Raw genomic sequence first — 12,907 nt, 5'->3', positions numbered from 1 at the left:
CTTTGTATTTAATAATTATATATAATCTTCTTCTTGCTTGCTGCTTGTTGGTACAGGTCGCTTTTTACTTGTTCCATAAAACTCACCCGTTTTTGATTGACCAGTAAGTCTTTCACTTCCGGGCGGGCAAACTCATACGGTTTTTCCTCTCCTACTCCACGATAGTCGCTCACATTGAGGAAATAATAGTATGCCGTATCTTTCAATTCTATCTGCCGGTGTTTATTCACATATTCCTCGGGCGCTTCGTCCTTCAGCGGAATCAAGTCCAGTACATCTGTCACCGGCACCCATTTGTCATAGAAGTACTCGTATTTCACTGCATTCTGCAAACTATATTTCTCGAGACTCTCTACTGCATCCTGTTTATCCGACTTATACCATCTGCGGACATTATTCAACTGCGGGGCCGTTAACGGCACTTTAATGAACAATCCCTTTATCAGCGGGCTTTCCAGCTTGAACAGTTCCTTGTTTTTCCCGTAATACTCCGCAAGTTCCTGCTCGGGAATATCGTTCGTCAGTTTCTGATTAATCAGTTCCTGCTGATAAGTGTGCATAATCAACGCTTTCCGATAATTCTCCACCAACTTCTCTACATCCACATTGTCGGGAATATTGTTTGCTGCTTTTTCATACAACAAAATCTCTTCTGCCCAGCTACGAATATAATGCTCGGCGAAGAGAATGCTATCATCTTTTGACAATCCGACAGGAAGTACAGACATCAAATCTTCTTTATATAAAAAGTTACCGTCCACCTCTACCAAAGGAGTCTTTCCTTTGTGGTCGCGCCGTTCCTTGCACGCTCCACAAGTAAGAAGGGTAATCAGTAAGAGGACTAATATTCGCATTGTCAACTGAAATCTACTTATTTAAGGTACGAAGATAGTGAATAATCGGTTACATCAGTTATTATTAACTGTTTTTAAAACCTCTTGGTTTATTTCAACCTTACCGGACTCCCTCAATTCCCGCGTCCAGCACGTGTCAAGATAGGTTCGATAATCCCTCCGCACCTGGTCTATTACTTCCCGATAATCATCCGGCCCCTTCTGTTTTTCGCCAACAGTAATGGTAAAAGGATAAGACACCAAAGATTCAAATCCGCCCTTCTTGAAAACCAGTTTATCTATATATTTATTGTCTCCGTCGGCAAAAATACCCTGTTCAATTTGTATCTTTTCTACTCCGGATGTATTAAATGTTTGCCGAAGTTTATCCGTCCATTCATTTTGTGGCAGTTTCTTCAGCATTTTTTTTGCCTGTTTGGCGGTCTTTTTGTCTGCGCAATGAAGAACTGCTCCCTTATACCGGGGAGTATCCCAACGGTAATCCGATGAATGAAACTTGAAATAAGTCGCCAATCCGGCACGGTCGTTCATTGCAGGCAAATCAACTTTCTGGCGTGTCACCTCTTTTATGAGATAGTCTTCATTGGATTTCTGTAGGGCATAACGAATTTCGGGATGCCTTTTATCCATATTTCTGCTTTCATAATCCAATAACGACTTGGCTGTAAATTCATCAAGCTGCCGTTTTACGGCCTGCGGATGTGAAGCGGCAAAGCACTTAAACATGGCTCCCGTATAGTTCTGTCCATTAATGGTGAACAAGGTTTGTCCTGTTCCGCCTTTCATTAACAGTTCATCTATACCTGCCTGATTGGGAGTATATTTCCAGTCTTTTTTCAATCGTTCCACTACTTTCGTTGTGGCTTTATCCAATATCTCCCTCCGTCGCATACGCTCCATCAGTTTATCGACAACTTCCTCATAGGCAGGCAATTCTTTCCGGTCTGTCACTTTCAGGATATGGATTCCCGCAGGAGTAAAGAAAGGTTGGGATACTTCTCCCTTCGACAGGGCGAAAGCCACATTCTCAAATTCAGTGGTTGCCTGCAAACCTTCTATCCAACGGCTCTGCTTGTCATCCGAATATTTTTCTACCAAACTGGAGAACTCCAGTCCGGGTTGATTTTGTATAGCCCGGTAGATAGAATCCATACGGGTCTTTTGCTCTTCCAGGTGACGGGAACTAATCGTTTGCGGCAGATATTTAAAAATCTGCATGACCTGTACTTGTCCGCTACGTGCTTTTAGTCCCATCTTCTGATATAGGGCACGGGCACAACTATCCAACGTCGGTTTATCTATCAGATAAGATTCCGTCAGTTTAGTCCGGTTTATCTCCTGTTGTTTACGAAAAGCGTAAGTCGTGTCGAGTCCGGCTGCTTTGGCAGCTTCCACCTTCTGCATGGATCGGGCAAAAAGTTCCGCATACTCCTTCGGAGAAAGATTAGTACCCGTATCGGCCGTATTGCGACGATATGAATATTCAAACTCCGAACGGGATATCTCTCTCCCGTTGACACGCATCAACACAGGGTCTTGCCGGGCAAAGACCGAGACTGCAAAGAGACATACACACCCTGACAACAGACTTCTTTTCATCATCAATTCTTATTTTACAAACAACGAACGGTGAGCAGCAAACATATGCTGATTGACACAGCTTGTTCACCGTTCACCGTTAGTTAACAGTTTACCGTTTATTATGTTATTCCGGACGGCTATAATTAGGCGATTCACTGGTAATCGTCACGTCGTGCGGATGGCTTTCCATTACACCTGCATTGGTAATACGCGTAAACTTCGCATCGTGAAGTTTCTCAATACTGGCAGCGCCACAGTATCCCATACCTGCACGCAGACCGCCTGTCAACTGATAAACCACTTCGAAAAGCGTACCTTTATAAGGAACACGGGCAGCGATTCCTTCCGGAACGAGTTTCTTCACATCGGCTGTTCCACTTTGGAAATAACGGTCTTTCGAACCGTTTTCCATTGCTTCCAAAGAACCCATACCGCGGTAGGATTTGAATTTACGGCCATTGAAGATGATAGTGTCACCCGGAGACTCCTCTGTTCCTGCAACCAGTGAACCGATCATCACGCTGTATCCACCGGCAGCCAACGCTTTCACAACATCGCCCGAATAACGCAGACCACCATCAGCGATCAAAGGAATGCCTGTACCTTTCAATGCTTTCGCCACATCGTACACAGCCGACAACTGAGGAACACCCACACCTGCCACCACACGAGTCGTACAGATAGAACCCGGACCGATACCGACTTTCACAGCATCAGCACCCGCTTCCACTAAAGCCTTCGCAGCAGCTCCGGTAGCAATGTTACCTACCACAATGTCAATGCCCGGGAAACGTTTTTTCGCTTCTTTCAGCTTTTCAATAACGAACATAGAATGTCCGTGAGCCGTATCGATAACGATGGCATCCGCACCCGCATCTACCAAAGCCTGCATACGATCCAGTGTATCGGCAGTCACACCTACACCGGCAGCTACACGCAAACGACCTTTGGCATCTTTACAAGCCATCGGTTTATCTTTTGCTTTTGTAATATCTTTATACGTAACAAGACCGATCAACTTTCCATCCATTCCCACAATCGGAAGTTTCTCAATCTTATGTTTCTGAAGAATCTGTGCGGCAGATTCCAGGTCGGTAGACTGGTTCGTAGTCACCAATCTCTCTTTCGGAGTCATCACCAAGTCGATACGTTTATCCATGTCTCTTTCGAAACGCAAATCTCTGTTGGTAACAATACCTACCAAATAACCTTCATCATCCACAACAGGGATACCACCGATTTTGTATTCGGCCATAATACCTAAAGCATCGCTGACAGTAGAACCTCTCTTGATAGTTACAGGGTCATAAATCATACCATTTTCGGCACGTTTCACAATGGCAACTTGTCTTGCTTGTTCTTCGATAGACATATTTTTGTGAATCACGCCAATACCGCCTTCACGAGCAATGGCAATAGCCATTTTCGCTTCGGTAACCGTATCCATGGCAGCCGTCACAAACGGAATTTTCAACTCAATGTTTTTAGAAAACTTTGTCGAGAGGTCGACAGTGCGCGGTAAAACTTCAGAATAAGCGGGGATCAACAGTACGTCGTCGTAAGTCAACCCATCCATTACAATCTTATCAGCAATAAATGACATAGGGCTATGCGTTTAAAAATTATTGCGTGCAAATATACAGTTTTTATTCAAAATGCGCAAACTGTGCGCCAGAATATTTAATGAGGGGAGCTAATTAATACTTATCAGAAAGAATTGCCTTAAAAGAACACATTCAAAGAACCGAATTAAAGAACAACTTTAAAGAACAAGATTATGGAAAGGCAGATTTTTATTAATGAGATGCAAGCTCGTTTCAATTTAAGAAAACCACGTAGCGAGAAGCCAACCAATCTCTATTTAGTATGCAGAATAAACAACAAACAAGTTAAACTATCTACAGGGGTAAAGATATATCCAGACCACTGGAATGAAAAAAGACAAGAAGCATATATCAGCGTACGCTTATCAGAATTAGATAATATAAATAACACTATAGTGAACAAGAAAATCACAAAACTAAAAGAATATTTCATCGAATTTAAGCATTATCTTTGTATGCATCCAGACGAGATTGGAGAAAGTATGAAACTATTAAAACAACACATATATAAAGATAGGATGAAGAAAGAATTACAGAAACCCGCAACTTTTATAATGAAACAAATTATAGAAGCAAAGACTTGTGCAGAAAGCAGTAAGAAACAATATCGTTCTAACATAGACAAGTTTGAGCGTTTTCTCAAAGAGAATGAAATTCCCAATACATGGGAGAGCATGAATTTAGATACTATCAATCGCTACCAAAAGCAAATCATAAAAGAAAACCCATTGCATCCTCATAACACTTTACGTAACATAATTAAAGGAACTATATTTAATTTACTAGGGATAGCAGATAAAAGACTGGATATTCCTTTCAAATGGTCTGACAGCAATTTAAACAGTTTTGAGTTCGTGAAAGATAAGTCCAACAAAGAATTAGCAGACAACAAAAAAGTTTCATTAACAGAAGAGCAACTGAATAAATTCTACAAGCATATCATCACAGGAACAGAAAGACAAATAAAGAAATACACAGAAATCAGAGACTTATTCATACTACAATGTTTAGTTGGGCAACGAATTGGCGATATGCAAAAATTCTTTAATGGAGATAATGAAATGGACGAAGAAGCAGGAACCATCTCCATTATACAACAAAAGACAAAAGCCAGAGCTATAATTCCACTATTGCCATTAGCCAAAGAAATTATATCCAAATATGAGAATAAAGAATTATTATATTATAAAGAAAGAAAGTCCATTGTCAATGAAGCCTTAAAAGAAGTAGCAGAACAAGCAGGATTAGACGAGCCTATCACTTATGAAGAAAACGGGATTAAACAAACCCAACCTCTTTATAAATTACTGCATACACATACAGCAAGGCATACTTTTATCACAATATTGTGTAGAAAAGGCATCCCAAAGGAAACTGTTATTATAGCGACAGGACATGAAGATACAAAAATGATAGACAAAGTTTATTCTCATTTAAACAGTAAAGATAAAGCAAAGAAAGTCTCTAATGCTTTCAAAAGTTTAAATAATGGCATTTTCAATATGGGCAAGGTGGAGACAAATTCTCTCAATGAAGCGAAGCCTATGAATGATGTGACTAATAATATCACCTTTGATACTCTGTTAGACACTCAATTTTTTGCATCTAAAATCAATAAAGCTGTTGAACTACAATCACAGGTAGGTCATTTGAAAAATGGGAAACTGTGTAGTTATGACAATGAAATCACGTCCCTTATAAGTGAGATAGAAAAATTCTCCCAATCTTCCACTTCTGAATCTGATGTGGCAAAGCAATATGTGAAACAGTTATCTGTTGGAAAGCAATCAGACTTGCATGACAGTTTTAGAGAAATGATTGTCAAATGCGTTAAGATTGGTATCAGTAAGGATGCAATTATGCAGTTTATCAATAAGGCTTTGGAAATAGGCTTGTTGGATAATGAAAGATTCACCAATATAAAAGAAATCACTACAGCCTTATTGGATAAAAGAAACAAGGGCTGACAAGTTTTCGAGGAAATCAAGGTTTCTGGTAAGCCTGAACATCATATTCTCCCCGAACAGCTACGGTTATGGGGAGAATTTTTGCTTCATCGCATCCTCAACTCAAATATTCCACAATTTCGACTTGTCGTTTGGTGATGCGGTCGGAACTTTATACCTTTGCAACGTGATTGAAGGTCAGAAATGACCGAGTTTCTCATCACCCAGATTCACCACTACAAACCTAAATCTACTCCAAATGAAAGAACTGACCTACGCTGACATTCGTAAAATGGCACTAGAGCACGGTATCAAGGACACAAGGCTTCACATTGGGCTTTGGGCTACTGACCGATACATCAAAATGCGCAAAATGGTTCAAGGTAAGACGTATACAGTCTACCTACCGCATCATAAACAGGAACAGGAATGATTTTCGAGTTCCAAACCTGCCACCAAGCTAGCGGAAGAGGGCATATCTTCACTTCATAAAGCTCTCAACACAAAGTTTAAAGAATGTTTACGAAACGTTTGGACACCTCACCGAAGTGCAGTATCTTTGCACTACCAACATGAGATAAGGGTGGTATCACTGAAACTACTGAATTACCCCACTTGAAGTATATCTGAAACTGAATCATCTGAATTTACCTGTAACTTCAAACCACCTTATCTTGCCAGATTATCTATTTAATAATTATTCATAGTACGAAGAATGAATGGAGAAACAGAATTTACATTCAAACAGCTACGTGAGCTTGCATTAGCTCACCAAGTAAAGGACAACAAAACTGTGATTGGAATATGGGCTAAACTCAATGGATATTCCAAGAGACGCAAGCAGAGAGATAACAAGGTTTACACCGTTTACATCAAGATGAGCAATAATAAATCTAACACGAATAATAACTATGAAAACGTATAGACTCCCCCAATTAATTGGATACATTGATGTTAAACGTTTTAATAAATCAATGATTGAATTTCACGAGAATATAGATAAATTAAACGACCTTGTTAGTGTGTTTCCCAAGTTGGGGATTCCAGTAACAACAGAAGTGCTTCAAGAACTGTGTGATGATTATGAAGCCATGTGTGACAAATATTTCGGTATCATATCAGAACGAATTTTGAATGAGCGTTCTGCACAACCAGATGGTTTGGATATTGAGAATTACGAGAAAGAGATTAATCAATTAAAGACGCATTTTAATGCTATAAAATGGCGGATGCGGATGGAAGATAGACATTTCAGATACTTCATTCATGAAGGATTAGAAAATGAGACATTTCACATATCAGATAATAAAATCTATAGAGATTTGAGAGCATATTGCTTCTATGTCTTGGAGAGTTCAGACTATGTAGAATGTGGAAGTGAATCATTCATTTTAAACAAGTTACAATGCATTTGTGATAATATGAACGAACTAAGGGAGTATAATATCACTCCAGAATTACTGCCAAAGTTGATAAAAGATAGTCCCAACGAAGGATACGTAGTTGACTTTAAAGCTTTTAATGAATGTAGTGATAAGGTGTTTTATGAGAGGTGATAATAGAATGTATAAGGGAGGACTGTGCAAACGGTTCTCCCTTTTCGTGTTCATACATATCAGACTGGCATATATCCCCAAATGGATATGTAGCCAAATCCAATTACCTACTGCCATGTGAACCTGTAATTGGAATCAAAAACTTATTGGCATTTGAAGCTGTAATATTCCAATGTTCAAATAGGGGGTATGGCTCTTTCATTTAGGGGGTACGGGAGTTTCAAATAGGGGGGCTACATATAAATACCTATATATAAATACCTATGGAATATAAATACACTACCTACCATTTGCCTTGCTATCGCAAGTCGCATGGTGACAGACAGATTAGTTATATTACGATAATTAAAAAATAATCTAAGAATTATGATAATCCACTTACCTACAGGATTAGAATTTACTACCCAGAAAGAAGCCAAGTCTTATTTTGGCAACCATAGATACAGAAGATTAGTAAAGGAATACAAGATATATTTTACAAACTATTACAAACCAGTTGCTAATGACGGGAGCCAAATTATCATACAGGAAAATAACGGAACGGATTGCAGGTAAATTAAATCTGTTGGAAGCATACCTGTTCTATTGTCTGGCTCTGAAATCAGATTGCTACACAATGAAATCCTATATCAAGCAAGAGAATCTGGCTACCTTTTATGGAATCAAGAAAGTAGACCAGATAAGAGAATGGTTACACAAGTTTAAGGAACTGAATCTTATCCAGATTAATAAGTATGAAGCAAAAGGAAAGCATGGTACATTTGACAGATGCGCATATATACTGAATACAGAGCATTTTGTTTTTATCAGTAATAAGCTATATGATGAGCCAATATCCAAACAGCTAAAGGGCTTTCTCATCCTACTAAAATGTAAATGTCTGAATGGTAGTAATACTTGCAAATATACCCAAACAGAATTGGCAGAAGAATTGAATATTAGTAGAAGTACTGTTTCCAGATATTTGGAGCAAGCTGAAAAAATGGGGTATATAAAGAGGGATGATAAAGGCATACACCTTAAAGACAAGAAGATGTTTATTATTACATCTGAAACAATTTTTGCTATAATAAAGAACTACTATCCAGAGATTCTTACAGATGAAGATTTAAGAGACAGGTGTGTTCACAATTAATAAAATAAAGAGAGAGAACTGTAAGGATGCAATTCTCTTTCTATTGTATTTCATTATTAATATTGGAAGCTCCAAACCAATCAGGTTTGGGGCTTTTTATGTATATCCCCAACTCAAAAATATAGGTACTTGAAATTCATACCCCCACCCCTTTTATTGAGGAAGTGTTTTCTATTTAGACTTTATGCTCTGATAGAGTGAAATATTTGATTCGTCAGTGAGCGTATCAGATGTATATCGTGCATAAGCCCCTTCTATTACCCAATAATCCCCTCACCAATCATTAGGAAAAATGAAAGGATAACATGAATTGCTATTCAGCCCACAAACCTTTTGAACTTCTGAAATATGCAGACTTATCAATGATTTGTATATGTCTACATATAAAGATGCACAAAAAGAAGTGGAATGAATAGAACTTCATGTCAAGCCCTCATTTTGTCCTTAAATACACTATTTACTAATCTATTATTATGCGTATGGAGAGTTTAAAAGTATTATTTACGTTTGGGATAATTCTAATTGTGCCAGTAGTCTTAATGCCACAGTTCTTTATTGGATTATTAATTCTGATTGTGGCTTGCTTAGCTTTCAGACAGAGGAATTTCTAATATTAACTAAATAAATTACAGATTATGGAATCAACATTACAGATTATGCCAGTGCAGAGAATTAGTAGAAACTTTGGTGAATTTGCAGAAGAAGCAGTAATAATTGAAGAGCCAGTAAAGCCCAAAAAAGTAAACCACTTTATAGAAGCAAATTCTGTAGAAGTCACTTTAGACCATTTGAGGAATGAGAATGTGATACCAGTTTTCAGCAAGGATAATGAACTGACTATTTCGCATCCGCAATTCATTGAAACGGTCTGGGAAGCTGCCAACTCATTCTATAGTGGTGAACAAATCGAGCAGCCAGATATAAGGTGCAGCCATGTGATAAAAGGAAGAAAACCGGAAGCCATTAACAAGCCAAAGAACCAGTTAACGGAAGCTGACACTACCCAATATTACGAAAGATGCGCTTTTGCCATAGATATTCCATCTATCTATGAAGATGTATCTGGCAACAGGCTTAATCTTTCTATAGTTGGCGTTCGTGCCTTGAATAGAGAGAATCTGGCAACTAAGAAAAGCCCAGAGTTATTCAGACTGGCGGTTTCATTCAAGAATCAGGTTTGTTGTAATATGTGCGTTTTCACAGACGGATATAAGGACGACATAAAAGTAATGAGCACAAAGGAACTGTTTAGGGCTACATTGGAACTACTTAATAATTTCAATGCAGCCAAAAACATACATTTGTTGCAAACGCTTGGCGATTCCTACCTGAATGAGCACCAATTTGTGACCTTGCTTGGCAGAATGAGACTTTATCAATGTCTACCACAGGGGTATCAAAAAGCAATTCCACGTATGTTATTTACTGATACACAGGTTAACAATGTGGCTAGGGCTTATATCAATGACGAGAACTTTGGCAGCTTGGGAAATGACTTGTCTATGTGGAAACTTTACAATTTGCTCACAGGTGCAAATAAGAGTAGCTATATAGATTCATTTTTGGATAGAGCCTATAATGCTACAGAACTTGCAACAGGTATATGTTCCGCTTTACATGGTGATGATAATTATCAGTGGTTTCTTAGTTAGTGGTATTTGAGAATACACAGGATTGTCAAATACAGAAAAAAGGGCATCTATATAATAAAGTATAGGTGTCCTTTCTTTATTATATCACTTATTAATAATCAAAGATTTATGTTACAAACGTTAGTAGTCGTTACATTCTGGATTATAGTTTTCTTTATTGCGTGTGCAATTTCACCTGTTGTATTCTTCTTGATGATTATTTGGACTATATACCAGATTATTACAATGAAGTAGTACATTAAAATGCAGAGAAACAAAGGGCATCTATACAGGTGCTCTTTTTATTTATAAACCTCTTAAATATTAAAGAATATGATAATAGAAGGCAGTCGCGAATACAAGGCAGCGCAAGAACTTGAAAGAGCCTTGAATGATTATGGTTGGAATCCAAAAAGGTTTGCAGAGAGTACAAGGTGTTATCACCGTACACTACAGCAGGAATTAATGAAAACCATTGTGGAGATTATTCGCATGGTTGGTAGTAAGGACTATGGCACAGACCTTAGAAATCAGGCATCACACGAACTTTGTAAACGGATAGTTGACAGTGGCGTGTTGGATGAAGCTCACCTACCTTTTATATAGGTTGAATGAAGTAAGGACATTATTTACTTAGTGTCCTTGCTTTATAAAAATGTTCACTTTGTAAATTAGTGAATGTTTGGCTAATAATCAGCAAATTAGATATTCCAACTAAAAAATAATATTCACTTATATTAGTTTCACTATAAAACAGAACGTTATGTCACTTAAATATTCAAGTACAACAGCAGATTATCTGCAATGGAGCGAAGCCATGAACTTAATAAGAAAGTTGGCAAGGGATAGTAACTATAAGATGTCACTTCTTATCGCTTTGGGTTGCTTCACAGGTTTAAGAATTTCTGATATTCTCGCTTTAAGGTGGAATCAGATATTAGATGCGGAAGAATTTACCATTATAGAGATTAAAACAGGAAAGCAAAGGACTATTAGGATTAATATGCAGCTACAGCAACATATCAGAGATTGTTATGGGCATATAAATCCAGTTGGCATAAATGCTCCTGTATTGATAAGTCAGAAAGGCACTATCTTCACAGTTCAGAGAATCAATGTCATGTTAAAGGAGATTAAGAAAAAATACAGGTTGCATATAGGCAATTTCAGTTGCCATTCTCTTAGGAAGACTTTTGGCAGACAGGTTTATAACATGAATAACGATAATTCAGAGCTTGCACTTGTCAAGCTAATGGAGCTATTCAATCATTCCAGTGTGTCAATTACTAAGAGATACTTGGGATTAAGGCAAGAGGAATTATTAAATACCTATGATTGTCTTAGTTTCTGATAATTGGGTTGGTATGAAAATTCAGAATTTCTATTTATATGGGGATTTGGCAAGTTTCATACCAACCTTGAATTATTGAGTAGAGACAGTTCTCAACTTTTAATAAACAATAGTTCTTGCAAATTAAACAGCTTTTAGTAACTTTGTAGCAATTTCAGACTTCTATGGAGATAGTTCTGAAAGGACATAGTTAACGAAGAGCGTTTAAGATATTATCTTACTGTGAAATCTGGACAATTTCAAAAGGTGAAGATAATAGGCAAGAACGCTCACGTCAATGTTATATACCTATCTTGTTAAGATAGTCTATATATCGTTTGGCGTGGGCTATTGTTTATTATTCACCTTGGGCAAGTCCAGAGCCCCACAGTAGTAATATTCAATAGTTCCCACGCTTCTTGTATGTAGTAGCCAACTATAGGGAACAGGTTGGCAGAATTAAATTTATATCAATTATGAAAACATTGAGATTTATTGGAACAACCTTGTTAATGGTTGTGTTGTGTTTGAACTTTACCGCTTGTAGCGATGACGATGATGACATTGATGTAAGCCAGTTAGAGGGAACTTGGGGATTGGTACGTAGTGCAGGTTGGGAAAGCTGCAACGAAGAAACCGAAAGAGAAGAATGGGATTATACTTGCGACCCTTACAATCCCGATAGTGGTGATGGTGAGTGCGAAAAACTAGTTATCAAAAAACTAACAGATAACACTTATTCTGTAGCCGCATATTACTATAATGGTTCAGAATGGAGAGCTGATGGAGGTAGTCAAACGTTGACTTTAAACGGTAACACGTTAACGGTAAGTAAGACTAATGGAAACTATGGTTATTTTGATTCTTATGCCAATCTCATAATTGAAGCCTTAACAGCAGAAAAGTTGGCGATTCGTGTTAAATATGACAATGTACAAACCAGTCAGCCAACTGACCCTGATTATAATCCTAATCATCGTGACAGTGCAGACTTTACAGAAACATTTACTAAAATGGAATAAACACTATTATTAATCAATAAAGGTAGCACTTGAAGTAAGATTCATCTGCTACCTTTAATTTTACAGGAATATTTTTTTGTAAAAGAACGTATTGTCAACAATTACAGAGAGTAAGTGCAGATTTATGATTATCTGACCTTTAGATACAAAAGTGAGGATTTTATACTTGTATTGATATTTAGTCTAAATTGAGGTTCGTTAAGAATAAACACGTCTTATATGATAATATAAATAAAAAATTCTATCTT

General features: G+C 37.7%; 11 protein-coding genes. 8 read left to right on the top strand and 3 right to left on the bottom strand.

Going from position 1 to position 12,907, the window contains the following annotated elements:
- Window positions 1-8: 8 nt before the first annotated feature.
- The 3 genes from BQ7997_RS17695 to guaB form a co-directional block, all read right to left on the bottom strand.
- Window positions 9-854, bottom strand: coding sequence for a hypothetical protein (locus BQ7997_RS17695; protein ID WP_044654670.1), 846 nt, complete (start codon window positions 852-854; stop codon window positions 9-11).
- A 54-nt stretch (window positions 855-908) separates the two neighbouring features.
- Window positions 909-2,453, bottom strand: a complete 1,545-nt coding sequence (locus BQ7997_RS17690) for a peptidylprolyl isomerase (RefSeq protein ID WP_083589349.1) — start codon at window positions 2,451-2,453, stop codon at window positions 909-911.
- A gap of 106 nt (window positions 2,454-2,559) precedes the next feature.
- Entirely contained in the window at window positions 2,560-4,038 is a 1,479-nt protein-coding gene (gene guaB / locus BQ7997_RS17685; RefSeq protein WP_022137749.1) for an IMP dehydrogenase, read from the bottom strand.
- Between the two features lie 174 nt (window positions 4,039-4,212).
- Here guaB and BQ7997_RS17680 point away from each other — a divergent pair, with 174 nt between their 5' ends.
- The 8 genes from BQ7997_RS17680 to BQ7997_RS17640 all read left to right on the top strand — a co-directional run bounded on the left by BQ7997_RS17680 (window position 4,213) and on the right by BQ7997_RS17640 (window position 12,659).
- The gene (locus BQ7997_RS17680) at window positions 4,213-6,006 is read left to right on the top strand and encodes a site-specific integrase (RefSeq protein WP_073347512.1); all 1,794 of its coding nucleotides are present in this window, start codon (window positions 4,213-4,215) and stop codon (window positions 6,004-6,006) included.
- 694 nt (window positions 6,007-6,700) lie between these two features.
- Window positions 6,701-6,910, top strand: coding sequence for a hypothetical protein (locus BQ7997_RS17675; protein WP_073347511.1), 210 nt, complete (start codon window positions 6,701-6,703; stop codon window positions 6,908-6,910).
- A complete protein-coding gene (locus BQ7997_RS17670; RefSeq protein WP_073347510.1) occupies window positions 6,897-7,541 on the top strand; it encodes a hypothetical protein in 645 nt (214 codons plus the stop codon). Before BQ7997_RS17675 ends, BQ7997_RS17670 begins: the two co-directional genes overlap by 14 nt.
- 502 nt (window positions 7,542-8,043) lie before the next feature.
- On the top strand, window positions 8,044-8,676 hold the full coding sequence (locus tag BQ7997_RS17660; protein WP_073347508.1) for a helix-turn-helix domain-containing protein: 633 nt from the start codon (window positions 8,044-8,046) through the stop codon (window positions 8,674-8,676).
- Between the two features lie 635 nt (window positions 8,677-9,311).
- Window positions 9,312-10,328: a DUF3871 family protein gene (locus tag BQ7997_RS17655; protein ID WP_073347507.1), complete on the top strand. Its 1,017-nt coding sequence runs from the start codon at window positions 9,312-9,314 to the stop codon at window positions 10,326-10,328.
- A gap of 312 nt (window positions 10,329-10,640) precedes the next feature.
- Window positions 10,641-10,913 carry a hypothetical protein gene (locus BQ7997_RS17650; RefSeq protein WP_073347506.1) on the top strand — a complete coding sequence of 91 codons (273 nt, stop codon included), beginning with the start codon at window positions 10,641-10,643 and terminating at the stop codon, window positions 10,911-10,913.
- 157 nt (window positions 10,914-11,070) lie between these two features.
- Complete coding sequence (locus tag BQ7997_RS17645; RefSeq protein WP_073347505.1) at window positions 11,071-11,658, top strand: tyrosine-type recombinase/integrase; 588 nt, start codon at window positions 11,071-11,073, stop codon at window positions 11,656-11,658.
- Window positions 11,659-12,113: 455 nt separating this feature from the next.
- Window positions 12,114-12,659, top strand: a complete 546-nt coding sequence (locus BQ7997_RS17640; protein ID WP_073347504.1) for a lipocalin family protein — start codon at window positions 12,114-12,116, stop codon at window positions 12,657-12,659.
- Window positions 12,660-12,907 lie beyond the last annotated feature (248 nt).

Source organism: Bacteroides congonensis, from assembly GCF_900130125.1.
GTDB lineage: Bacteria > Bacteroidota > Bacteroidia > Bacteroidales > Bacteroidaceae > Bacteroides > Bacteroides congonensis.
The sequence above is the reverse complement of the archived record's forward strand: the minus strand, read 5'-3'. Positions and strand labels throughout refer to the sequence as shown.